Genomic DNA, 24957 nt, shown 5'->3' on the forward strand with positions numbered 1-24957 from the left:
AAGAGGAATCTGCAAGGTATGCGAGATGAGCATATGTCAGCTATGCCAGAGGAACTTGGCAATAGGTTACTGTGAGTGTTGTGGAAGATTGGTCTGCATAGAATGTACTGCTTATCACGATAAATCTAGAAGAATTTGTAAAGAATGTTTTCAAAAAATACAAAAACCTACCTAGTAGCAATCAAACTTAAAATCTTAAGATAAAGATTTTTATTAAAAAGAGAGTTTTGCTCAATACCTCATTTTCCTTTTAGCGCCGCTGGACTCCTCCAAGATGATTTTGTGCTCTACTGAAGCTATGTACCTTCTAGTCCTCACAACGGTGTCTGGGTTGACGCTGACGCTGTCAATCCCTGCCCTCACTAGCTGTTCTGCAACTTCAGGGTAATTACTTGGAGCCTGACCGCATATGGACACGGTAGCTCCGTTTCTATGTGCGGTTTTTATCAGCCTGCGTATTGACGCCATCACTGCTGGGTCTCTCTCGTCGTAGTATCCCATGCTAGCAAGCAAGTCCGAGTCCCTGTCTACACCTAATGTAAGCTGAGTCAAATCATTGCTCCCAACGCTGAAGCCGTCCACCATCTTCGAGAACTCATCCGCAAGTACAACAACTGAGGGTACCTCAGCCATTATCCAGACTTTGAAGTCCGAACTTCTCCTCAATCCCTCCTCTTCCATGATCGAGATTGCTCTCCTAAGTTCCCATGTCGTCCTCACGAAGGGGAACATCACCCAGACGTTCTTTAACCCCATCTCTTCTCTAGCTTTGAGTATAGCCCTAACCTCAAGCCTGAAGGCTGGCTCGTATACTTTGCTTACGTATCTAGACACTCCTCTCCATCCAATCATCGGGTTCCTCTCCTCGGGCTCAAACTCCTCACCACCTTGAAGTTTTCTGTACTCGTTGGTCTTGAAGTCAGAGAACCTTACTACAACTGGTCTCGGATATATGGCTTGAGCAACCTTGGCTACTCCCTCGGATAGTTTATCTATGAATAGATTTGATTGTCCAGTCTTAATCAGATAAAGTGGATGATATTTAACCCATTCGCTAACTATGAACTCTATCCTCATCAGACCAATTCCGTCAAATGGAAGGTCTTGGTATTTGTCTATCAGAGTGGGCTCTCCTAAATTCATGTATATCTTGGTAGCAGTAACCGGGTACAAGCTCATGAGCAACTCTTTGCTCAAACCAGTAGTGCTAGCTGTTGTAGCAGGTTTCTCTTCTTCTTTTGGAAGAAGTCTACCGTCGTACACTATTCCGCGTATAGCGTCTACAGTTATCTCCTGTCCGTCCTTGATAACCTTTGTGGCGTCCTTGCTTCCAACTATCGCTGGAACGCCTAACTCCCTCGAAACTATGGAAGCATGACTTGTCATTCCACCTTCATCGGTCACTATAGCTCCTGCTATCTTCATAATCGGAACCCAATCAGGATCAGTCATTCTGGTCACGAGAATCTGACCTTTCTGGAAGTCCTTAGCGTCAGATAGATCGAATATGACTCTGGCTATTCCTGACGCTATACCAGGGCTTGCTGGGAGACCCTTCACTATGACTTTCCCTGTCTGCAGGTTCTTTTCCTCTGTCTCTGCCTTCTTTTCAACCTTCCTAGATGACCAGTACGTCTCAGGTCTAGCTTGAACTATGAATACACTTTCAGGGAAAACGAAATCTGAATCTATTGCCCATTCTATGTCCATTGGTCTCTTGTAGTGATCTTCAATCTTCAGACCTAACTTAGCAAGTTCTATGGCTTCCTCCTCAGAGAAGGAGATCGTCTCAGCCTCGGTTCCCTCTATCTTAATTTCTTTGTTTGTGTTTGTGGATTTATCATAAACTATCTTCAATGTCTTGTTAGACACTTTCCTTTCCTTCACCTTGAGGGTTGCCTTATCTATCACATATTCGTCAGGAGTTACCTTCCCTCCTACGATTGCCTCTCCTAAACCCCAGCTTCCTTCAATTACTACTACGTCACTCTCGCCAGTTGCAGGGTGAAGCGTGAACATAACTCCAGAAGTTCTCGAATTAACCATCTTTTGAACTACTACTGCCATTGATACACTCAAAGTGTCAATTGACTTTGACTTCCTGTATTCTATTGCACGTGCTGTGTATAGGCTAGCCCAGACTTTCTTTACGTTCTCTAAAAGATGCTCCCTGTCAACGTTAAGGTAGGTGTCCTGCTGGCCTGCAAAGCTAGCCTCAGCTATATCCTCAGCTGTTGCAGAAGATCTCACAGCTACGAGGATGTCCTTACCGACCTTTCTCCTCAGCTCGTCGAAGGATGACATGATAGACTGCTCTAAGTCCTCGGGTATTTTGGATTCCATGATGAGAGACTTTATCCTGTCGCTAGCCTCAAAGGAGTCCTTTGATGATGATAGAACATCAGCTATCTTGTTCTTCAAGTTGTTATGCTCAATAAAATAATCGAACGATTTAGAGGTTATTACGAACCCTGGAGGAACTCGTATGCCAAAGCTTACAAGCTCCCCTAAATTAGCGCCCTTGCCCCCGACGAGCTCTATCATCTCCTTCCTTATATTAATAAGGTCGAGAACAAGAGCCTCTTTAAGAGACTCGACCAATCAATTATCCCCATTATATAATAAAGGAGGACGTTATAAAAAACTTTTTACAGTTATATACTATCGTAAAAAGGGTAGGGAAGAAATATTATTTATTAGAAAGTTACAGATTTACTTTCACTTTTGTTCAGTGCCGTTGGAGGCTTTCTGTGTAGAAGTTACGAAGCCTGGAAGTTCTGGGAAGTTCTCCTTCATTCTCTGCTCTGCTACTACGGCTGCTTCGTTCAGTATCTTCCTTGCCTCCGGCGATGCTGTAGTGAAGTCTACTCCTCCTCCGGTGAAGTCTCCAGCCTCGAATACTGCCTCCTGTAGGCCTTCCTCTAACTCTGATAGTTCCATGCTTATCTCCGGCATTACCCCTCTCATTGAGTTCCTGAGCTCGTTTACCACACCTATCACGGGAACTAGGTTGGTGAACACGTCTCCCAGCTCCGTTACTGTCTCAAGCCTTAACTGAACTTGTTCTAGGGCAATTTGAGTCGTGAGTAGTTGTTTGCTTATCTTCCTTATCTCTGCTATCTCGTTTGCATACATAGCTGCCCTCATGTTATCCTTGCTCATTTGAGCATCTACTACTTTCTCGAAAAGGACTCTGTCCCTCTCCTGCATTCTGGAAACGTGAACTTCGAGTCTGCTTATCATAGTCTTAAGTCTGTAGTTAGCCATCACCAGTCTATACCTCAAAGGCTCCTTAGGCTTGAATGCACCCTTTATCTTCTCAGCTACGCTAGGCTCCTGCTTCCCTCCACCCCAATTCTTTATGAAATCATTCACCTTTGTGCTTGCCATCTTATCTTCATACTTGATTAGGAAAACAGTTAAAGGAAGGAATCTTATAATACGATGATCCGAAGTGAGATAATGATGCGTTACTTTTCCGTTGTAAATAATGGCAAAACTCTTTTAATAAAAAACGTATCCGAAAGGGTTTTGACGCTTTTAGCGGTGACTGTAAAGTATGGAGTTACCGTAGACACAGTTGACGGAATGGGAATAAGGAACATAGGCGATGACCTTAGAATAAATAAAACCTTAGGTCAGGGAGAAACGGTCGAAGTTCCCTTGAAGCTACCAGATCCAGTTTTGTTAGTCGTTATATTCAAAGATGGCGAAGTGTTCAGGAGGGAAGATATCTCGATTTGAGTTTAGAAATTATTTCCTCCGCCTTCTTTTGCACGTCAGGATCAGAGGTTACTTCTTCAGGCCACTCTCTTCCTGTCTCCTCCTTGAATTTCCTTGTAGCATCTATCCCTATCTTGCTGCCGAGAGGAGGAGAGGGCGTACTGAAGTCTAGGGAGTCCGTGAGAACGTTGTTAACTATCATCACGTCTCTCTGTGGGTCTACTCTAGTTGATAGGGCAAATAGCACCTCGTTCAGGTCATGTACATCTACGTCAGAATCAACCACGATCACGAACTTAAGAAGGCTTAGTTGTCCCAATCCCCAAATCGCCATCATTGCACGTTTAGCCTGACCAGGATAGTATTTTTTCACAGAGAAAATCCCCACTCCTGTAAATACGCCGTATTCTGGGAGGTTCATGTCCACTAGCTCAGGAATGACCATCTTTGCAAATGGCAAGAATATCCTCTCTACTCCCTTCCCTATCCAAGCGTCCTCAAGAGGCGGTTTCCCCACCGAAGTCACGTGAAAATAAGGGTCTTCCCTAGAGTAGCTCTTAGTCAGATGAAAAACAGGGAACAAGTCCTTTGGAGTGTAGTATCCGAGATGATCACCGAATGGACCTTCATCCATAAGTTCGTCTGTGTTCACATAGCCCTCAAACACGGTCTCCGCTGATGATGGAACCATGATCCCGTTATCGAGTTCCGTAACCCCTACTCCTTCTCCTCTCATAATGCCTGCGAACAAATACTTATCCAGACCAGCGGGGACTGGAGAAGCTGCCGTAAATGCTACAGCTGGGTCGACCCCGTTAACTATAGCTACGGGTACCTTGGTGATTCCCTTCTCTTTATACCTCATGGCAGTCATAGAACCTCTCTTAAATGCTTGCCAATGTATTATTGCTCTCTCATCATCTATAATCTGAATTCTATACACACTTACATTATGAACTCCAGTATCTGGATCTTTTGTTATGGTCAAAGAGAAAGTAAAGAACCTTCCAGCGTCTTTAGGCCACGTCTTTATTGCAGGGACAGAAGTGAGCTTCAGATCCGATTTCGCGAAAGATGGCTTCTTAGCTCTCGGAGTGAACTTCCCCAGCTTTAAAACATCACGGAGAGACTTAACCTTGTCCAGCAACGTCACTGGCATGTCTGAGAAGCCTTCAAGGAAACTTTTGGAAATGGACTCCAAATCTCTGGTTTGAAGCACATCATAGACCCCCTCCAACGAGTAAAATACATTTGACACTACCTTCCATTTAGGAAATTCTTTAACTCTACTAAAGATCAAAGGATATAGATGAGAGTATGTTGCCTTTCTGCTTATTTCAGCTATCTCTAGATCGGTACTAACTTCGGAATCTACCTCTATGAGTTTGCCGTTTTTCCTCATGTAGTTTAAGTACTCACGTAAATCGGAGAACGCCATTACGCAATAAAAGTTTTTTATGTTTAAAAAATAGTCTTAAGGACGTTGGTGAATCGCGGTTGGAAACAAACTAGACGGAGTAATGAAATGTTTAGAATGTGGTTATGAAAAGGAAATAGACCAAAATGCTATATTATGTCCTAAATGTGGGGGACTAATGGAAATTATAGTGGAGCCACCCTCCAATTTCTCTTTCTCAGAATTGAGGGGGCGTGGGGTTTGGAGATACAAGAAGCTAATAGCAGGAGAGTACAAGAGGCTTATATCTATAAATGAGGGAGGGACTCCTCTAATTAGGTCTTGTAATATTAACAAGAACTTGTACATGAAGTACGAGGGGGTGAATCCCACGGGCAGCTTTAAGGACAGAGGAATGACTGTAGCCGTCAGTTCTGCCGTCTCAAATGGCTATAAGACTGTCATCGCTGCTTCCACAGGAAACACTGCTGCTGCAGCTGCTGCCTATGCTGCAAGAGCAGGTATTAAGAGCTTCATAGTTTTACCTAAAGGAAAGGTAGCATTAGGAAAATTAGCTCAGTCAATACTTTACGGAACAACTATTATGGAAGTTGAGGGCAGCTTTGACGTTGCGATGGGGGCTGTAATGAAGCTCTACAAGGACCTTGGAATAGTCTACCCGTTGAACTCGTTTAACCCTTGGAGGCTTGAAGGACAGAAGACTATAGCTTTCGAGATCACTGAGGATATTGGAGTTCCAGACGCAGTTATAGTACCTGTCGGAAACGCGGGGAACATCTATGCGATATGGAAGGGTTTCACGGAACTAGTGAAAGCCGGAGTAACAGATAAAATCCCCAGGATGATAGGTGTCCAGGCCGAAGGGGCATCTCCAATAGCAAGGGCATTCATAGAAGGGAGTCAGTCTCCCGTCTTCACTGACAGCCCTGAGACAGTAGCTACTGCAATAAGGATAGGGAAACCGGTAAACTGGAGGAAGGCAATGAAGGCTGTAAGGGAATCTAATGGAACGATGTTAGTCGTCTCTGATAACGAGATACTTAAGGCACAACGTGATCTGGCAAGGAAGGAAGGAGTAGGCGCAGAACCTGCTTCCGCAGCGTCACTGGCGGGATATTACAAGGCTTTAGATAGGAAAATTATATCGCCTGATGAGAAGGTAGCAATCATACTCACGGGCCATTCCCTCAAGGATCCAGATTCAATGGGAAAAGCAGAGACCAAGAGAATTCTTATCAATCCCTCGTTTATTGAAAAAATCATTCTAGAGGAGGTGAACGACCATAATAGTAGTTAAAATTGGAGGTTCGATCCAGAAGGACGAGAAGGACTACGATCTAATAGTTAAAAAGATTGAAAGTTATAGTAAGCAAGATAGACTAGTTGTGGTGACCTCAGCTATTAAGGGCGTCACAAACGACCTAATTCAGATATCTAGCTCCATCGATAAGGCAGTAGAGATAGTAAGCGATATCTACGACAGACACATTAAGTTACTGGGGAAAGTTACAGACGGCAAGGAGTTCGAGAAGGCCTTCAGAGATATTTCAAAGTTGGCTGATGAGCTCTTTAGGGTTGCGTGGTCTATAAGGGTTCTGGGAGAGGTGACGCCTAGAACCAGGGATTATATACTTTCCTTTGGTGAAAGGATGGCCGTGATAGCTCTTTCCGCCGTTCTCAGGGCTAACGGAATAGATGCCTCTGGGATAGTCGATCCTCCCTTCATAACCGACTCAAATTTCGGTGACGCTAACATAATCCCAGACGCTTCAGAGGCTAGAATGAAGAACTTGATATCAGACGTGAAATCTAATGTCGTGGTCTTTCCAGGCTTCATAGGGACAACTAAGGATGGAAAGACCACCACACTTGGTAGAGGAGGAAGTGATTACTCCGCCACTTCCATAGCTAAAGTCCTAGGAATTAACAAGGTTAAATTAGTAACAGAAGTCCCTGGGATAATGACAGGAGACCCGAGGAAGTTCAACAACGCTAAGAGCATTCCCCGCCTTTCCCTGGAGGAAGCTATAGAACTCGCACAGCTCGGAGCCAAGAGGCTACACCCCAGAACCTTCGACCCCATGTTCCATTCTGACATAACAGTTGAGGTGGAATCGCTTTACGAGAGCGGTTCTACAGTTATAAACGGTGAATGCACTAACGAGGACGCGGTTAAGGGGATAGCAATGCTGGATCAATTGAAGATGGTCTCTGTAGAGAGTACTAAGATTGTAGGAAAAGTAGGTTCAGCCTCAGCTATAATGACAGAGGCCAGAGATGTAGGTGTGAACATAATTGCGATCTCCCAACCAGCATCTGAGACCACAATAAACTTGGTTGTAGATGAGAAGTCAGTCCCAAGCCTCATAGACAGATTGTCACAACTGAAGGGAAATCTCATAAAGAACGTTAGATTAGAGGACGTTTCAGCCATAAGCGTGGTAGGATGCGGAATGAGGAAAACCGAGATATCATCTAAGTTATTAGGAATAGCGTCCTCATATGACCCTATAATGATATCGAGAGGGCTCTCAAGGGTAAGCACTACTTTTATAGTCAACAGCGGAAATGCTGAAGTACTAGGTAGAGAACTTCATAACGAGGTGTTGAAATGGACAAAATAAAGGTGTCACTCCTGGGATCTACGGGAATGGTAGGACAGAAAATGGTGAGAATCCTCTCCTCTCACCCTTTCATAGAGCTCACTAAGGTTAGTGCATCCCCGTCAAAGGTAGGCAAGAAATATGAGGAATCTGTTAGATGGATTGAACAAGGAGATATTCCCGACCAAGTCAAGGAAATGAGAATGGTCTCCACCAGTCCAGAGGATCACAAAGACGTGGACGTAGTTCTATCTGCCCTTCCGAACGACCTTGCAGAAGATGTAGAATTGAAGCTTGTGAAGGAAGGAATAACCGTGATATCTAACGCTTCCCCGTTTAGGATGGACCCAGACGTTCCACTCATAAACCCAGAAGTGAACTGGGAACATCTGCAGATACTCAAGCACCAAAGGGAGAGGAAAGGCTGGAAAGGAGTTATGGTTAAGAATCCTAACTGCACCGCTTCCATCATGACAATGCCACTTAAACCGATCTTCTCTTCAGTTTCTTCGAAAAGGACGTTCATCACTACGCTCCAGGCGGTAAGCGGAGCAGGCTATTCAGGTCTGCCTTTCATGGCAATAGAGAATAACGTTATACCTTACATTAAGGGAGAGGAGGACAAGATACCCAAGGAGATAAACAAGATGTTGGGGAAAATAGAGGATGGTAAAATAAAGAATGCCAACAACGTGATTTACGTCACGTCTACTAGGGTTCCAGTCAAAGTAGGACACATGGGCGTCATAAACGTGGAGCTTCAGGAGAAGGTAGACCCTGAGTCCGTGAAAAGGTCAATAAGAGAATTCAAGTCCCTTCCTCAACTGAGGGGTTTACCCACTGCGCCGAAGTTTCCAATAGTGCTCAGGGATGAGGAGGACAGACCTCAGCCAGCTAGAGATTTAAGTGAGGGAATGTCGACAAGCGTCGGTAGAATTAAGGTGGAAGACGATATACTTAGGTTCGTAGTCTTAGGAGACAACCTGGTAAGGGGTGCAGCAGGGATAACTGTGCTTACCTTAGAAGTCATGAAGGAACTAGGATATATATAAAAAACGTGCTGAGAATTAAACTTCATGACCATTTTCATAGATTTTCATACGCATACTTTCTTCAGTGACGGGAAAGCGTCCCCTAAGGAAATGTTCGAAACTGCTAAGAAGAAAGGAATTTTCATATCAATTACGGATCACGATACCTCCAAGGGTATAAAGGAGGTCAACGAGCTCCCCGTTATTCCCGGACAGGAGGTCACAACCCAGTTTGGACACGTTGTGATCCTATGTAACTTTCCTCCATCCCCTCCAAGTGACATAAAAGGACTCGTGGACTATGCTAAGGAGAACAGCTGTGTCGTGTTTCCATCACATCCCTTCGATATCTTTAGGGCTGGGATAGGAGATCATGTATTTGATTACAAGTTTGATGCAATAGAGACCTTCAACTCAAAGGCCAACAGAGTAGCTAACGGGAAGGCGAAAGAGGCCGCTCTCAAACTTGATCTCCCAGGGTTAGCCGATAGCGACTCCCATGTGCCGTCCGCAATAGGTTCAGCTTATAACGCAATAGAACTAAGCGAGTTTAACGTTGACGATATACTAGATTCCGTAAGGAAAAAGAAGTCGAAACCAGTGGAGGTGGGTCTATCGGGAAAGGCTAAATTGGACATTGTAGTATGGCATATACAGAGGAAGCTGAAGAAATGAGGAAGATACCAGCTGAACTATGCGTCAAATGTAAAGGGTCTAAGTACCTTTGCGGACTATCCTATTGTCCAATCATCGAGAGATTTAGGTCTTTCATAAACGTGGTTCAAGGAATCAACGTCAACGACAAGAGTGTGAACGGTTCCTCTCCTCCCAGCGTAGTAGTAGGGGAGAGAGGTTACCCCAAGGTCAAAGTCATGTACAACGTACCTCCTAACGTGTACGGAGACGAAGCCAGGAAATACGAGGATCCCCTTGGGTGGTGGGGGAAAGCTACTTTGTCAGACATTATAGGATACAGATCTGGGTTGCTCTCAGCTGTGAAGGATCAGCGAATAGAAGACCCGTGGAGTCTATACGAAAAAGAAATTTCAGTTTCCAGCGTTTCCCAAAAGCCTGTAAGATATGACGTCCTACTTTCATCAACACCAGATGCCAAGCTTAAGTTCGACGGTGTGATAATGCCTAGAGGTCCGTCAGCACCACTGCAAAACATCAAGGTTAACGATAACGCATCTTTGAGCAGGACTTTAGAGAAGCTAATTTTCGATGACTTGAAGGCATCTGAAGCTGTAGTTCAAGCTTACTCTCAAGGGGAGGACATCTATAAGTTGATCTCTGCAATGTCCATGGGCTTGTTAGGAGTGAAGAAGAACAGGAAGCTTGTTCCCACGAGATGGGCTATAACATCTGTAGACAGTATAATCGGAACTTTTCTACTCGGGAAGGTGAAGGAGAGTACTAGGACTATAGATTCGGTCTCAGTCTACTATTCTTCCTACTTAGGGAACTATTTCCATATAATTCTCTATCCGGGAAACTACCGTTCCTCATGGATAGAGATATGGTATCCACTCAGCTTATGGTCTAGCGAGACCACTGTGGTAGAGTTAAGCGAAAACTTCTGGGGCAAATACGAATACATGGATGGTGGGTATATGGCAGCCAGATTAGCTGTAATGGAGAAGTTACAAAAGGAAGACATACAAGCAGGTATCGTAATAATTAGGGAAATAACTAGCGAATACTACGCTCCAGTGGGAAATTGGCACATTAGAGAAACGGTGAGGAAAGCCATGGAAAACAAGATTTCAACATTTGACAACGTAAGTGAGGCCTTCTCTTTCGTTCAAGATAGACTAAAGGATAAGAAAGTAAACTTGTTCGCCACAAGGTCTGTTTCAGATTTAGTTAAACAGAAGAAAATAGAGGATTTCTTCAAGTAGAGAGGACAAAGAAAGCAATAGCCACCGTGAATCACGCTTCCATCCTTCTTTTTTCTTAACTCACAAAAATAAACTGAAAACTGCCATGGCAGTGTAAAGCCTATTCTCAGCCTGATCCCATACCGCACTCCTCTTGCCGTCTATGACCTCCGCATCTACTTCCTCACCTCTAACTGCAGGAAGGCAATGCATGAAAATTGAGTCCTCCGTAGTATATTTCATCAAGTCAGATGTAACCCTATAGTTACCCAACTGTTTCTTCTTCGTTTCCGCTATGCTCTCTTCCCCCATGCTTATCCATACGTCAGTATAGACTACCGATGTTCCCCTGACTGCCTCATAAGGGTCTTCCATGAAATCCATAGAGGCACCGGTCTCGTCACATCTCTCCTCTATTCTCTCCATCAAGGAAGGATCGGGTCTCATAGACGACGGGGAGGCAACGTTCAAGTCGTAACCCAAGGAACAGGAGATTGAAGCCAGACTCATCAGAACGTTGTCCCTTCCATCACCAACGAAAGATATCTTCACTTTCCTATCTCCGAACTTCTCCTTGATCGTCATCATATCAGTTAAACCTTGAAGGGGATGTGAAAAGTTGCTGAGCAAGTTTACTACAGGTAGACCAGAACTTCTCGCTAACCTCTCTAAAGTCTCATGCTTGAGCACCCTTGCACCTATTCCGTTCACCATCCTCCCCATCACCGCCCCTGTATCTTCCACTGTTTCCCCTCTAGAGAGTTGTAATACGTTCTTATCAAACACCATCGGGAAACCACCGAGCTTATATACAGCTACCTCAGAGCTTATCCTTGTTCTGGTGCTCGGTTTCTCAAAGATCAATGCAACGCTCTTTCCTTCTAAGATTTTCTGTACAGAGTTAGTGTATACCCATCTCTTCATCATGAATGAGGTATCCAAAATTAATTCTATGTCTTTCCTCTGAAAGTCTAGCAGACAAAAGAAGTTCTTACCCTTTAGCATGTCTTATAAACTATATTTGATCTTTTTAAATATGGACGTCCCATCGATAATCACTGAGATCACTTCGACTAGGCAGGGAAATGCGCCCAAATACGATGAAGGGCATGTGGCTCTGGCTCTTATCACAATAAAGGAGAACCAACCTATAGGGAGGATCTCCCTCATGAAGAAGGTGGGTCTCAAGGAAGCAAGCATGAAAACGTTGATCAGAAGAATGAAAGAGCTGGGTCTGGTAGAAACGGATAAGATAGGTGGGACGGTTCTCACAGAGAAAGGGGAGTCCATTCTCGACCAGATATTGAAGAGGGTAGCCGTGAAACAGGTGACGCTCAAAAGTATAGGTTGGGACTCATACGGGATCCTCTTAAGAGGTGGCGAGTCTCTCTTACGTCAACATGGCGTCCTCGAGCTGAGAGACGAAGTTATAAAACAGGGAGCTGAGAGAGTGCTGATAGCAGTATTCGAAAACGGAAAGATAGAAATTCCCCCTAAAACAGACGATATGGCGATGGGAAATCTTCTACAGGAAATATCTGAAGCTTTCAAGGAGGCTAAAGAGGGAGATATGGCGATCTTCATAACCCCTCAGGATTTAAGACTAGCGTTAAAAGTATCAGTAAAAATACTGGAGAACGTAAATGTCGCTTAAGGTAGGATTCCTTGTTAATCCTTACGCCGGATCGGGGAGCAGAACGGGAGAGAAGGGAAGTGACTCCAAACGGACTATGAACCCAGAGGTACCTGAGAGGATCTCAAGGTTCTTCAGACACGCTCCACGTTCTCCCTTATATTTTACCCCCCGGTTAAACATGGGGGAAAACTACATTAAGGGATTAGGCTTCAATTTCAACCTTCTAGACGTAGGGCGTGAGGAGACTTCGGCTGAGGACACTAGGAAAGCTGTGAGGATGATGGTAGAGCTAGGAGTATCTATCATAACCTTCGCCGGAGGAGATGGGACAGCGAGGGATATATGTTCCGAGTTGAGTGAAATTGGAGTCGACCTACCTATTTTAGGAATTCCGACTGGGGTAAAGATGCATAGCGGAGTTTTCGCTCAGACCCCTGAAGCCTCAGGGAGACTACTGTCACTTTTCGTTGAAGGGAGAGCTAAGGAAGATATCACTGACGTCTTAGACGTAGATGAAGAGGCCTACAAGGAAGGTATATACAAGGTGAAGTCTTATTTCAAGGCCCTAACTATTAGGGCAGACACACTTTCAGTCCCTCCAAAAAGCGAAGTCCCGATCGAGGACGTGGAGGGTATAGCTGAATTTGTTACAGAGAACATAAGGGAAGACGCTTACTACGTGTTCGGAACCGGGCTAACAGTGAAGAAGATAGAAAAGAGGCTCGGATATAACGACGTAAATTACTTAGGAGTAGACCTGTTCTTAGGTAAAGAACTCCTAAAGAAAAACGTGTCTTACTTCGATCTGTTAAGCATGGTGAACGACCGTAGGGTTTTCATAATAGTCACACCTATAGGAGGGCAAGGTTTCATCTTCGGTAGGGGAAATCAAGAAATAGGACCTGAAATCGTCAGGAGGGCTGGAAAGGAAGGTATAATCATAGTGTCTTCACGTGCGAAGCTTGACAATATCCCTTGTTTGAGAGTGGACTCGGGAGATCCTCAAGTGGATGAGCTCTTCACTTCGTTTAGAGTACTAATAGGTTATAACGAGTTCTTCAGCATGAAAGTATGTAAAAGTATAACCTCCCTTGAATAGCATGGAAATACTGAGCTTCTCAAGTTCCTATATATTATAAAGAACAAAAACGTATGAAAATGGATGGTCGATAGTGATAATGACATTGCGGAGATAGCTAATCAGATTCTGAGCAACGAGAAGGAACTAAAGGGTTCTCCGAGATCGAAAATAGTAGAAGCTATCTCAGTTCTTCTTCTAGCCAGACCGTTAAGAGCCTCTGAGATAGCAGTTAATCTAGGATTTGAGACTAAATATGTAAGTAGTTATTTAAGTTATTGGCGAAGGAAAGGTTTAGTATATCAAGAAGGCGGAAAATGGCATCTTACTACTTCTGGTGAGATGTTTGCAAAAGAAGTTATTACTAATTATAATAACTCTAGATTTAAGGAGATGGTAGTCTTCGCAAAACAGATACTCACTAACGAAGAGGTTAACCCGACAATGAACAACAAAAATGCTCAAAAAACAGACAAAACCGAAAAGGAAGTTTTGTCGTTTATTGAAGACAAAACCAGTATGAAAAACAAAAAACAACAAAACAGGAGTCTAATGGACTGTCTGAACGAATTAACGAGTAAGCTCAACGAAGAGGAAAACGAATTAATCAAATTCTTATTAGATAAATATAAACAATGGGGTTCAACTTACCTATACATGGATCAGATACAGGAGGAGCTCAAAGCTGACAGTGGATGGCTATTCAGAGTGTTGAAAGGCCTCCAGACCAAGAGATTAGTGTACCTATATCAGGATCCTAAGTTGGGTTTAAGAATAGGGTTCACTCAGTCCTTTAAGAAGAAGATAGAGGAATGCTGAAAGAATCCCTTCTTTTTGTCACTTGTTCTTGTATGCAGGTATACCTATATCATAATAATCTACTACAACTTTTGCTTCACTTTCTTGTCTACAAGTTCTAAGTGATCTTCCAATTTATTATCATTATACAAACTCTTGTTATAATAGTCCAGTCTTAAAGAAAAGAGAGTAGTAGTAGTAATGTATATAATAGCTCCTTGCCTACTAACAGTTAAAGGTGGATTGTTTGTCTTCTAATAAGCCAGTAAAAATGTCAGAAGAAGAAATAAACAACGCACTAGCGAAGGCCGAGAAGGAAGCTGAGAAGAAGGATCATAAAAAACAGTGGGTTGAGAGAATGATAAAGAGTGCAAAGACATACTACAAGCTCTGTCCTTATTATGACAGGAAGACCTCAGAATGTTTCATAAATTTAGGCACTAAATGTACTAGAGACGGAAGATATGAGGTATGCCCAGTTTTCATGGGTTTCTTAGACACTAAGTATCAAGAGATAACATCCAAGAAGAGATTATTACCCATGGACTTCCTAGACCTAGCACAGAACGTATAAGCAAGGTTGAGGTTTTGCCTAGGCGAAAGAAAGAAAAACCTGAGAAGGAGGAAACGAAAACACCTGAGAAAGAAGAGAAAAAGAAGAAAAAGCCAAAGAAGGAAGTTTACACGGATCCGTACGAACTTCTCGATGAATACCTAGATGAAGTGATAACTGCTATAGGAATAGCGTATTTGGGATTTCAGAGGGACGAATTTAAAGAAATTATAAAAGACGTCTTCGCGGGTGCAGTAGGACAGGTGAAGAGTAAGCCCAAGTCCAAAACCATTATAAATAGGCTCAACTCGGCTAGGGACTCAGTGATGGAGGCTATAGCTTATAACATACTGAAAATAAAGGATCTGTCTTCTCTCACAGACGATCAATTAGAGTTCCTAGTCTCCAATGTGAAAAAGGGAATAACATCTCTTGGACCTCGTCTATACGAGGAATCTAAGAAGAGAAACAGGGGAGATTTGATAGAAATCTTAAGGGTAAATTGGAACATGTATGGGATTCTGTCTCCTTTCACATGTCCTAAATGCGGGTTTAACGCTGTGATGCCGGACTTTTCCTGCAGAATTTGCGGGGCCGACGTCTCTATGAAGGAGGTAAAGAAACAGTTAGACGTGAAAGAGCTTCTTAGGGGCTACTCTTCAATAGACATGCAGGGCTTCAAGGAAATATTGAGCAGTGGTTATTTTTACTATAAAGACGGAGTTGTATATCCTCCTTCCTCCTCTCTACAAGGCATGTTCTTTGAAATCATCCTTTCTAAAGACGAGAAGTCGTCAATTGCGAACATCTCTGACATGCCTCACCATCCCTAATGTATGCTCCACAGAAACTGCAATGTTTTTCTCCTTGGAGTATCTTACCAGAATTCCAATACGCATGAAACAGTTCATAGTTTTCCCCCAGATTGCCCTCTTCCCATTTCAGTATTGAATCAAAGAGAGGGTCACCGGTGACCAATTCATGTGTAAAGTATCCAGAGAGTTCCTTTTGGGAAGTGGAGAAGAAAGGCATAACGAAAGTTACCCCATTGATTTCGTGTTTGTAATTTAAAAGCCAGACATAGTCCTTCTCTTTCGTGGAAACCGCATAAATTATGTAAGCCATCAAGAAATCTGCAGTAAATGGAAGAACAACTTTCCTGATGTTATGGGATGGATTCATGGATAGCCTCAACACTTTCCATAGCTTTTCAACTATGCCGTTTTGGTCATTAGTAGTGACTTCCAAGACTTCACCCTCCAATTTGCAAGAATAACAAGCCTTCATGAGCAGAGCCTTCAGTAGATCTCCTTCTGTTTTTAAGAAATCCGGTATGGTAATGAGGACTCTTTCCTTATAACTGAACGTTTTTTTTGATATCGCGTCTCTTCTTATTCTTTTCAGTATCTCGTTTCTGGCGCAGACTTCGCATACTTTCCTTCCTCCTACTACAGTGATCGCTTCGCGTTTCTTGCAATGCTCACACTCCATAATGTGAAATGTGGTAGAAGATACAAAAACCTATTTTAGATCAAGTAGAGTTTGTCCCTTGCGTATCGGAAATGGTGCCAACACTCAGGCTGAGCTATTTAGCTCATGGAGACTCTGGAAGAGCATAAAAGAGCAAAATTAGGGTTCCACGAACCTCAAATGAAGTGATCTATACTTCATTAATAGAGTTTACCTAATAGACCTTATCTACATGCTCTTCAGAAAGCTAACTTTATATATAACCGATACTAATGAACTCAAGGATTAGGTGAGTTAAGATGTCCGCAGGAGCACCAGTAGTACTTCTAAAAGAAGGAACAAACAGGCAAACAGGAAAAGACGCGCTGAAAAGCAACATTCTTGCAGCTAGAACTTTAGCGGAAATGTTGAAGTCAAGTTTGGGTCCAAGAGGCCTTGATAAGATGCTTATTGACAGCTTTGGAGACGTTACTATAACGAATGACGGAGCTACTATTGTAAAAGATATGGAAATACAGCACCCAGCAGCTAAACTTCTCGTTGAAGCAGCTAAAGCACAGGATTCAGAAGTAGGTGACGGAACAACAAGCGCTGTAGTTGTCTCAGGTCTTTTGCTAGAGAAGGCTGAAAACCTATTAGATCAGAACATACATCCAACCATAATTATAGACGGCTACAAGAAGGCCATGAACAAGGCTATTGAAGTAATGTCCCAGTTAGGAGTTAAGGTAGACGTGAAGGACCTTTCATCAAAGACCAGTAGAGAAACCCTAAAGAAGATAGTTTACACGACGATGTCAAGTAAGTTCGTATCTGCAAGCTCTGAGGAGATGGAGAAAGTAATGAACATGGTAATAGACGCAGTGACCACAGTTGCAGAGCCATTACCTTCAGGAGGATTTAACGTGTCGATTGACCTAATAAAGATAGACAAGAAGAAGGGAGGAGACGTAAACGACAGCATGTTAGTTAGAGGGTTAGTGTTAGACAAGGAAGTAGTTCATCCAGGCATGCCGAGGAGAGTGGAGAAGGCAAAGATAGCAGTGTTGGACGCCTCGCTGGAGGTAGAGAAACCAGAGATCTCAGCTAAAATAAGCATAACGAGTCCAGACCAAATAAGGTCTTTCCTCGACGAAGAAGCTAAGTACCTGAAGAACATGGTTGACAAGTTAGCCTCCCTAGGAGCAAACGTGGTCATATGCCAGAAAGGAATAGACGACATAGCACAGCACTTCCTAGCAAAGAAGGGAATCCTCGCCGTAAGGAGGGTGAAGAGGAGCGATATAGAGAAGCTTGAGAAAGCATTAGGAGCTAAGATAATAAGCAGTATAAATGACGCGACTCCGGAAGACCTAGGGTACGCCGAGCTCGTGGAGGAAAGGAGGATAGGGAACGACAAGATGGTTTTCATAGAGGGAGCTAAGAATCCTAGAGCAGTAAACATAGTGTTGAGGGGATCTAACGACATGGCACTAGACGAGGCCGAGAGGAGCCTTAACGACGCACTCCACGCGCTCAGAAACATCCTAATGGAGCCAGTGATCTTGCCTGGAGGAGGAGCTATAGAGTTAGAACTGTCTATGAAACTGAGAGACTTCGCTAGGTCTGTAGGTGGAAAAGAACAACTAGCCATAGAGGCTTTTGCAGACGCTTTAGAGGAAGTACCAATGATATTGTCAGAAACTGCAGGAATGGAGCCGATAAACACCTTGATGGAGCTCAGGGCCAAGCATGCTAAGGGACTAGTAAATGCAGGAATAGACGTAATGAAAGGCAAGATAGCTGATGATATGATAGCAATCAACGTAATAGAACCTCTGAGAGTTACATCTCAAGTAATAAAGAGTGCAACAGAGGCTGCTACAGCAGTTCTAAAGATAGATGACTTAATAGCTGCTTCACCAATGAAAGGTGGAAGCGGAGGCAAAGGCGGAGAAGGAGGCATGCCAGGAGGAATGGGAGGAGGCATGCCCGGCGGTGGAATGGAGTAAAATAATTTTTTAATTATTTTTCCTTTTATTTGCTTCTATATTTTCTTTCGCTGTTGGTCTCTTTTTGTTACTTAATTTCTCTATTTTGTTGCGTTTTCCTAGAAAATGTTTCTAGAGAAAAGTTCTGCTTCTTACTGTCTTACTTTCCTCTATGTCCGAATATCCGTCCAGCTCCTCAATTATTTTGTTTGCTGTTGATTTCATCTCCTCATCCTGATAGCTGTCCCGGATGAGTTGAACCAGCTTCTTAGAAAGATCCACGCCGAGTATCATGACCAACTCTATAAACTCAGGACTTTGCAGGTAGTCTATGAGTTTCTTAGGGTTTCCTCCATAGGAGGAGAACTTATACTTGGTCTCGGCCTCGGCGAGGAGCTTCCTGGCTTCATCTAATCTTTTAGCGTCCAAATTTGTAGGGGAAATAATCTTATTTGCCACATGCCTTAGGAAGTCAGGATACTCCAAATTAATTTCGCCTATTAAATTAAGACCTAGACGCTATATATAAGGATGTATATGAAGCAAGTGTTTTCTTCGAACGTGGTATCATATGTTGAATCTAGACTTAATCTAACTATCTGAGGATTACCTCAAATGGAATTCTTTATTTTTGAAAAACTCTAAGAGGGCTATTTTATTCAATTACAAAAGAAAGCAATATCGTCAATTAAATGTTGCAAAAATTCTAGAATTATTCTTTTCCAAAATGTTTAAAAGCAAGGGAAGAGAATGTTTTAACACATAGTGGTTCTTATGAGTGAAGGTAGGAAAAGAGGGAGAAAGGCTCCTCAGAACAACGATGTGGAGGAAAAGCTAAAGGTCGTTTACTCAGATAAGGACGTAGTTGTAATGACCGCACCTAACGAAGAAGAGTTAAAACAAATATTGCTGGATCTCCTTAATGAAAAGTCGATGAACTTAAAGGAACTTCACAGCAAGCTCTCGGGGATAGCAAGTGAAGATAAGATAAGGAGGGCCTTAAACGATTTAGTCGAAAAAGGGAAACTTACTCTGTTAGATGATGGAAAGTACGCTAAAATGGGCACAGAATAATTGAGAGAAAAAGTAAAGTCACATGTATTTAATATGACAAAATATAATGAAAACTTGTGGATAAATAATTTCTTGATTTGAAGGCAATCAGGTTATAACTCTGAAGGGACATTTGTCCCAATAATTTTTGCATAGCGTGGTCTGAGATTTGGTCAAAGTTCTTCCCATACTCTTGCAGGAAGCTATGAATCCTTCTTCGAGTTTAGTTAGGACGTACTTGTCGCAAGGGCTATCTACAGCCTCTATCAGCAGGTTAGCTTCCTTGTAAAAAGTTATTTCTTGAGATACTTCTTCAGCTTCATAGTTCTCTAGCCCTTTCTTCTCTTCACCTTTTACGTAGTATCTACACGACGTATAGTTGCCCAAACACCTGGAAGAGTTCGTCACAGAGTCAGTAGGGGTTTCTAGCAAAGGTGAATGGCAATACCCAGCGTTGAAGAATTGGCATTTACGTTTCTGCAACATCTCTCACTACTACATGAAGCCCTAGGAGCCCTTCATTTCCTTCCCATAAGGGGAGATGAACTCTGTTCACTATAACGTCAGAACCATCTTTTATCTTGTTCACTACGTCCTCTATATCTTTCTGACTCACCTTATTATTTCCAGAGAAGTCCTCCACTATTAGGAGTTCAACTATCTTCTTCATGATTTAGAATTCCCCTTGGTAAATATTAAAAGGTCAATCCCTATAGTTGCTCTGTGAATCCAATAGGCGACGCTAAAATAGAGCTAGCTAAGATGGTCAGTCCAGTGTTGGGCGTAGATGAGAGCTCGCTTTTAAAATATATTACCTATCCACCTAGAAAAGACCAAGGAGACCTCTCTATAGCCCTACCTCAAGTCACGAAGGAATATAAGGACAAGGTAGATCTTCTGAACGGGCTGAAGGGTAACCTCATTAGAGAGGTCAAAGTAACTGGAATATACCTCAACGCTTTTTTGAGTGAGGAGAACCTTTTCAAGTTTCTGTTTACGATTCCAGACGATTACGGAATAGAGAAGACCGAGAAACCTCTTAATTTCGTTGTAGAGCACACGAGTGCAAATCCGATACACCCACTTCACATAGGTCACCTCAGGAATTCAATTCTAGGAGACGTGATAGCCAGAATGTTAAGGGCAAGAGGACACAAAGTGAATGTGAGGTTTTACGTGAACGATACAGGGAGACAAGTCGCAATTCTAATTTACGGTTTAAAGAGATTGGGTTACCCTGAGCCACCTTCAGGGATGAAGAAGGATTATTGGTTGGGTCAGATTTACGCTATGACAAACGTGATCATGGAGATCCATTCGTTGAAGAAGGAGATAGAGAATTTGCCCGAAGACTCTAAGGAGAGGAAAGAGAAACAGTCAAAGATGGATGACTTGGTGGGATCCGCTAACGCTTTACGAGAAAGGATGCCTGAAGTTTTCGATAAGCTTGCGGACTCAATGATGGGAGGAGATCACGACTCTGAAGTTGCAAAGATAATTGAGCTATACGAAGGAGGGAATGAGGAAATGAAGAGGATCGTGAGGAAATACGTTGGATACGCTTTGGAAGGATTCGAGGAAAGCTTGAGCAGGTTACATATATCATTTGACGTCTTCGACTTTGAAAGTGATCTACTTTGGTCTGGGGAGGTGAAAAAGGTCATAAATTCGCTTCTTTCATCCCCTGCTAGGTTCGAGCATAAAGGTGCAGTTGCGCTTAACTTAGAGGAATATGTCGATTCTGCGTCGAGGAAAGACTTGTCAATACCTGAAGGGTTGGAGATTCCTCCATTAGTCCTAATGAGGTCTGATGGAACTACTCTTTACACGACGAGAGACATAGCATATACTCTCCGGAAGTTCAGGGAGTTCAACGCAAGCAAGGTAATTAATGTAATAGCTGAACAACAGATGGTCCCTCAGATACAGCTCCGTGCATCGCTATATCTAGCTGGGTATAAGAAGGAAGCTGAAAACCTGGTTCATTTCTCTTATGGTATGGTGAACCTTCAGGGGATGAAGATGAGCGGTAGAATGGGGAAGTACATCTCTTTGGATGATATTTACAACATGATAGAGGAAATAACGAAGTCGAAGGTTAATGAGAAAAGGGGGGTCATTGAAAATATCGGCGAGATAGTCAACTCTGCTATAAGGTATCCCATTCTTTCTGTTGCTCCTAACAAACCGGTCTCTTTTAACGTTAACAACGTGGTTAACTTCGATCAGAACAGCGGACCTTATTTGCAGTACACTTACGCTAGAGCTTTCAACGTGCTTTCTAAGAGGGAATCGGATCTGGACAGTTCCGTGAGTCATGAGGACATAAAAGCTGAGAAAAGGGATATACTACTTTTGATCGCCAAATTCCCTGAGGTTCTCTCTAAGGCTTGTGATGAATTAGCTCCGGAGGACCTTGTGGCGTTCTTGAGACAAGTCGCAGATACGTTTAACTCTTGGTACGATAAAGAGAGAATACTTCAAGAGCAAGACAAAGCGAAGAGGATGACAAGGCTTTATATTGTGAAAGGGGTAGAAACTATACTGAGGAACGGTCTTGAAGTTCTTGGGATCGTTCCCCTCAAGAGGATGTAAGGACCCATAGCTCAGCTTGGATAGAGCGTCGGCCTGCGGAGCCGAAGGTCAGGGGTTCAAATCCCCTTGGGTCCGCTATATTAGGGGGATACCCCCAAAACCCCACTGCTATTCTCTTTCACTTTCTCGTATGTATCATCAACGTCAGTTAAAGGGCCTACGTAGCGCTCCTTTACGTTACCGCCTTCATTCTCTAGCTTGTAAACGTAATACCTACCTTTCCCTCAAGATATAATCCCCGAACTTATAATGGCTTTGTTTTTCCGTCATTTCAGGCGTAATGCGGTTGTTAAAACGTGTTTATAAGCCTTGACAGCATATTAGTTTTACAGTTTAGATACTATATACTTAGTTTTCCTGTTCCATTTAGTGAAACTAACAGGAAACTTCATACAACAAACCTATTATGTTTTTCCCATTCTTATAGTAAATAAATAACCTTACTTTAGTCTTTCTTAAGAAAAACTTTTGCTTCTTTAAATGGAGCATGTTGCATTCCGTCTATAAGTTTGGACGTAATTCTCAGCTTCCCCGGTAGACAGATTTCTTACCTTTAGCAGGCTCATGCGACGTAATACCTTCTTTCTATTAGCTATAATAACGAAGTAATACCAGGAAAAAGGGGGAAAGGAGAGATAAGTTTCAGCTCATAACATATATGGACTAACATGGAAGCTGTGTCTATATTATCGTTGAAGAATCTGAAAGTATCCAAGAGGAATCAAAGAATTGAAGAGTTTTCTCCAGTGAAAGTCCTTTCAAAACTCCCTTTACCTCAGGACGTTACAGATTCCATAATTCAGGACATTTCTAAGAACGCGAAGGACAACCTAATAGATACCAAGACAATTTCAGACATAGTAGAAAGGAACCTGATAGAGAACTCTCTAAAGTTTCCTTCATTTTTAGACTACGCCAGGAGATATGTGCTGGCTAGGATATACAACCATGTTTTCGGGAAAGGAGGATGGAAGGACTTCGACGAGAGAGACCTCCTCCTGTCATATAACGCATTGAAAGTGCTTGAAGCTAGATACCTGCTCAAGAACCCTGACACGTTGAGGTATGTAGAGACCCCACAGATGATGTTTAGGAGGGTCGCCAATTTCCTAGCTAAGGTAGATCTATCTTATGGTAAAACAGAGGAAGAAGTTAGGAAAGTGGCTGATAGGTTCTATGAGGTCATGAGCTCATTGAAGTTCCTTCCAAACACTCCGACCCTAATGAACAGCGGGACTAGACTAGGAGTTCTATCCGCGTGCTTCGTTCTGCCAGTGAGGGACTCAATGACTACGCCTGAAGGTGAGGGAATATACGATACATTAAGGGCCATGGCTTTAGTACATCAGCAGGGTGGAGGAACTGGGTTCGACTTCTCTGAGCTGAGACCAAAGGGAGACACTGTGGCATCTACTGCAGGCGTAGCGTCTGGTCCTATATCATTTATGAAGATCTTTGACGTATCCACGGACGTGGTAAAGCAGGGAGGGAAAAGGAGAGGTGCCAACATGGGGATAATGCATGTCTGGCATCCAGACGTGAGAGATTTCATAAAGTCAAAGACAGGGCAGTTAAAAGACGCTCAACTTCAGAACTTCAACATATCCGTTGGAATGTATGACTATTTCATGAGAGCCGTGGAGAGGGAGGAAGACGTCCCGCTCATCAATCCTAGGAAAACCAAGGTTCCCGGAAAAGGATGGGACTACTATATAGTGAAGGCCAGAGGCTACATGGACGAGGAGTACGTTCAGGAGTTCATACTTAACGAATTGGAGGAGAAAGGAGGGTCAGTGTGGCTAGACGAGAGTGCCTTCGTTACAGTAGATGAAGCTATGGTGATAGCTGAGAGGGAAGGTGCAGTCACGGGTAGGGTTAACGCTAGGGCTGTATTTGACGAGATAGTGAGGGGAGCGTGGGACAGCGGAGACCCGGGAATAGTATTCATAGACGAGATAAACAGGAGACACCCAATCTATTACGTGTCTAAAATCCAAGCTACTAATCCTTGCGCGGAGGAACCATTGCTCTCGTGGGAGTCGTGTAACTTGGGTTCTATCAACCTAGAGAAGTTCGTAATAGAAGGCGACAAACCCACCATAGACTGGGATTCTTTAGCGGAGACAATAACTTACGCAGTGAGGATGCTTGACAACGTCATAGATGCCAACCGTTATCCTTTAAAGCAAATAGAGGACGCGACCAAGAAGACCAGGAAGGTGGGCCTAGGAGTGATGGGGTTCTCGCGTCTTCTGGTGAGACTCGGTATCCCTTACGATAGCCCCGATGCACTTTACGTGTCTTATAATTTAGCGAAGTTCGTGTATTATCACGCCTTTAAGGCATCCATAGAACTAGCATCAGAGAAGGGTTCCTTCCCAGCTTATAACCCGCAGTTATACCGTGACATTTTCGATACTGCGAAACCTTTTGCAGACATGTTGGAGATCTTGTCAATAAAGCCTCAAGTTTCACCTTCAGTAAGGAAAATGATGGAGAGGGCAGAGAAACTGGACTTCTCCGAGCTGAAGGCATTGAGGGTCAAGAACGGTCTAAGGAACTCTACCGTCATGTCAATAGCTCCAACCGGGACTATCTCCATCATAGCAGGCACGTCGTCGGGAATAGAGCCTCTCTTTGCCCTTGCGTTCATAAGGAATGTTGCAGTAGGGAAGTTCATGGAGGTCGACCCGCTCTTCTTGGAGTATCTTAGGAAATATGAGTTAGACGATCCAGAGGTGGTAAGTAAGATAGCTGAAACTGGCAGTGTATCTGAGAACGTTTTCATGCCTAGGACAATAAGGAACATATTTAGGACAGCACATGAGGTAGGCCCGGAGTATCACCTCCTTCACCAAGCATGTTGGCAGCAGTGGAATGACTCGGGTGTATCCAAGACCATAAACATGAGGTCGGAGGAGACTCCAGAGACGGTATCGAAAGTTTACTTGAGTGCATGGAAGTTAGGAATAAAGGGGATCACTGTATACAGAGACAGATCTAAGTCGCAACAAGTCATATACTTCGGTATAAAGAAGGAGAAGGAGGAATTAGAGAAGAAGAAAGAGATGGGCCTTAGGCTGGATAAGAAATCCATGGTAGAAGCATCGGAGACCTACGCTGGAGGTTGCAAGACTTGCGAGCTGTAAG

The 24957-nt window shown here is 43.3% G+C and carries 23 protein-coding genes, 1 tRNA gene and 1 pseudogene; 16 read left to right on the plus strand and 9 right to left on the minus strand.

Translation table 11 applies throughout. From position 1 onward, the window contains the following. Positions 1–231 precede the first annotated feature (231 nt). The gene (ppsA, locus tag IC007_RS04830) at positions 232–2544 is read right to left on the minus strand and encodes a pyruvate, water dikinase (protein ID WP_232049045.1); all 2313 of its coding nucleotides are present in this window, start codon (positions 2542–2544) and stop codon (positions 232–234) included. 174 nt (positions 2545–2718) lie between these two features. Next, positions 2719–3390, minus strand: a complete 672-nt coding sequence (gene cdvB1/B2 / locus IC007_RS04835; protein WP_054845516.1) for a cell division protein CdvB1/B2 — start codon at positions 3388–3390, stop codon at positions 2719–2721. Positions 3391–3531: 141 nt separating this feature from the next. On the opposite strand from cdvB1/B2, the gene IC007_RS04840 reads away from it, so the two are divergent. Further along, positions 3532–3744 (plus strand): hypothetical protein, encoded by a 213-nt coding sequence (locus IC007_RS04840; RefSeq protein WP_149528445.1) that lies wholly within the window; start codon positions 3532–3534, stop codon positions 3742–3744. Here the strand turns inward: IC007_RS04840 and IC007_RS04845 are convergent. Continuing rightward, positions 3719–5161 (minus strand): UbiD family decarboxylase, encoded by a 1443-nt coding sequence (locus IC007_RS04845; RefSeq protein ID WP_149528446.1) that lies wholly within the window; start codon positions 5159–5161, stop codon positions 3719–3721. The two genes, IC007_RS04840 and IC007_RS04845, sit on opposite strands and share 26 nt — an antisense overlap. Before the next feature lie 82 nt (positions 5162–5243). Here IC007_RS04845 and thrC point away from each other — a divergent pair, with 82 nt between their 5' ends. The 5 genes from thrC to IC007_RS04870 are packed head-to-tail and all read left to right on the plus strand — an operon-like array spanning position 5244 to position 10675. Next, positions 5244–6437, plus strand: a complete 1194-nt coding sequence (gene thrC, locus IC007_RS04850; RefSeq protein WP_054845518.1) for a threonine synthase — start codon at positions 5244–5246, stop codon at positions 6435–6437. Beyond that, positions 6424–7764, plus strand: a complete 1341-nt coding sequence (locus IC007_RS04855; RefSeq protein ID WP_054845519.1) for an aspartate kinase — start codon at positions 6424–6426, stop codon at positions 7762–7764. Before thrC ends, IC007_RS04855 begins: the two co-directional genes overlap by 14 nt. Continuing rightward, positions 7752–8795 carry an aspartate-semialdehyde dehydrogenase gene (gene asd, locus IC007_RS04860; protein WP_149528447.1) on the plus strand — a complete coding sequence of 348 codons (1044 nt, stop codon included), beginning with the start codon at positions 7752–7754 and terminating at the stop codon, positions 8793–8795. Before IC007_RS04855 ends, asd begins: the two co-directional genes overlap by 13 nt. 30 nt (positions 8796–8825) lie before the next feature. Continuing rightward, positions 8826–9449: a PHP-associated domain-containing protein gene (locus IC007_RS04865; protein WP_054845730.1), complete on the plus strand. Its 624-nt coding sequence runs from the start codon at positions 8826–8828 to the stop codon at positions 9447–9449. Further along, a complete protein-coding gene (locus IC007_RS04870; protein WP_149528912.1) occupies positions 9446–10675 on the plus strand; it encodes an Nre family DNA repair protein in 1230 nt (409 codons plus the stop codon). The genes IC007_RS04865 and IC007_RS04870 overlap by 4 nt, the downstream gene beginning before the upstream one ends. 60 nt (positions 10676–10735) lie before the next feature. Here IC007_RS04870 and argF read toward each other — a convergent pair whose 3' ends face one another. Further along, on the minus strand, positions 10736–11659 hold the full coding sequence (gene argF / locus IC007_RS04875; RefSeq protein ID WP_054845520.1) for an ornithine carbamoyltransferase: 924 nt from the start codon (positions 11657–11659) through the stop codon (positions 10736–10738). Between the two features lie 31 nt (positions 11660–11690). On the opposite strand from argF, the gene IC007_RS04880 reads away from it, so the two are divergent. From IC007_RS04880 to IC007_RS04900, 5 genes are all read left to right on the plus strand, one after another. Continuing rightward, a complete protein-coding gene (locus IC007_RS04880) occupies positions 11691–12308 on the plus strand; it encodes a DUF4443 domain-containing protein (protein ID WP_162302172.1) in 618 nt (205 codons plus the stop codon). Further along, the gene (locus tag IC007_RS04885) at positions 12298–13389 is read left to right on the plus strand and encodes an ATP-NAD kinase family protein (protein WP_054845522.1); all 1092 of its coding nucleotides are present in this window, start codon (positions 12298–12300) and stop codon (positions 13387–13389) included. The genes IC007_RS04880 and IC007_RS04885 overlap by 11 nt, the downstream gene beginning before the upstream one ends. 63 nt (positions 13390–13452) lie before the next feature. Continuing rightward, positions 13453–14187 carry a hypothetical protein gene (locus IC007_RS04890; protein WP_054845523.1) on the plus strand — a complete coding sequence of 245 codons (735 nt, stop codon included), beginning with the start codon at positions 13453–13455 and terminating at the stop codon, positions 14185–14187. A gap of 226 nt (positions 14188–14413) precedes the next feature. After that, a complete protein-coding gene (locus IC007_RS04895) occupies positions 14414–14740 on the plus strand; it encodes a hypothetical protein (RefSeq protein WP_054845524.1) in 327 nt (108 codons plus the stop codon). 14 nt (positions 14741–14754) lie between these two features. Then, positions 14755–15552, plus strand: coding sequence for a hypothetical protein (locus IC007_RS04900; protein WP_054845525.1), 798 nt, complete (start codon positions 14755–14757; stop codon positions 15550–15552). Here the strand turns inward: IC007_RS04900 and IC007_RS04905 are convergent. Beyond that, positions 15497–16210 (minus strand): hypothetical protein, encoded by a 714-nt coding sequence (locus tag IC007_RS04905; RefSeq protein WP_054845526.1) that lies wholly within the window; start codon positions 16208–16210, stop codon positions 15497–15499. The two genes, IC007_RS04900 and IC007_RS04905, sit on opposite strands and share 56 nt — an antisense overlap. A gap of 278 nt (positions 16211–16488) precedes the next feature. Here IC007_RS04905 and thsA point away from each other — a divergent pair, with 278 nt between their 5' ends. Continuing rightward, the gene (thsA, locus tag IC007_RS04910; protein WP_149528449.1) at positions 16489–18180 is read left to right on the plus strand and encodes a thermosome subunit alpha; all 1692 of its coding nucleotides are present in this window, start codon (positions 16489–16491) and stop codon (positions 18178–18180) included. 111 nt (positions 18181–18291) lie between these two features. Here thsA and IC007_RS04915 read toward each other — a convergent pair whose 3' ends face one another. Then, complete coding sequence (locus tag IC007_RS04915; RefSeq protein WP_054845527.1) at positions 18292–18645, minus strand: hypothetical protein; 354 nt, start codon at positions 18643–18645, stop codon at positions 18292–18294. Positions 18646–18933: 288 nt separating this feature from the next. Here IC007_RS04915 and IC007_RS04920 point away from each other — a divergent pair, with 288 nt between their 5' ends. Next, positions 18934–19233 (plus strand): regulatory protein RecX, encoded by a 300-nt coding sequence (locus tag IC007_RS04920; RefSeq protein ID WP_054845528.1) that lies wholly within the window; start codon positions 18934–18936, stop codon positions 19231–19233. Positions 19234–19320: 87 nt separating this feature from the next. On the opposite strand, the gene IC007_RS04925 is transcribed toward IC007_RS04920, so the two are convergent. Next, positions 19321–19698, minus strand: a complete 378-nt coding sequence (locus IC007_RS04925; protein WP_232049026.1) for a hypothetical protein — start codon at positions 19696–19698, stop codon at positions 19321–19323. Continuing rightward, the gene (locus tag IC007_RS04930) at positions 19682–19882 is read right to left on the minus strand and encodes a hypothetical protein (protein WP_054845529.1); all 201 of its coding nucleotides are present in this window, start codon (positions 19880–19882) and stop codon (positions 19682–19684) included. Before IC007_RS04930 ends, IC007_RS04925 begins: the two co-directional genes overlap by 17 nt. A gap of 53 nt (positions 19883–19935) precedes the next feature. On the opposite strand from IC007_RS04930, the gene IC007_RS04935 reads away from it, so the two are divergent. Together IC007_RS04935 and IC007_RS04940 are read left to right on the plus strand one after the other, a co-directional pair. Beyond that, positions 19936–21807, plus strand: a complete 1872-nt coding sequence (locus tag IC007_RS04935) for an arginine--tRNA ligase (protein ID WP_054845530.1) — start codon at positions 19936–19938, stop codon at positions 21805–21807. Beyond that, a tRNA-Arg gene (locus IC007_RS04940) sits at positions 21808–21882 on the plus strand. It begins immediately after the preceding gene. Between the two features lie 5 nt (positions 21883–21887). Here IC007_RS04940 and IC007_RS13815 read toward each other — a convergent pair. Next, positions 21888–21968, minus strand: a pseudogene (locus IC007_RS13815) (hypothetical protein); the annotation flags it as partial. A 507-nt stretch (positions 21969–22475) separates the two neighbouring features. Between IC007_RS13815 and IC007_RS04950 the strand changes: the two are divergent. Then, positions 22476–24956: an adenosylcobalamin-dependent ribonucleoside-diphosphate reductase gene (locus IC007_RS04950; RefSeq protein ID WP_054845531.1), complete on the plus strand. Its 2481-nt coding sequence runs from the start codon at positions 22476–22478 to the stop codon at positions 24954–24956. Position 24957: the final 1 nt, after the last annotated feature.

Source organism: Sulfuracidifex tepidarius, from assembly GCF_008326425.1.
GTDB classification, from domain to species: Archaea; Thermoproteota; Thermoprotei_A; order Sulfolobales; family Sulfolobaceae; genus Sulfuracidifex; species Sulfuracidifex tepidarius.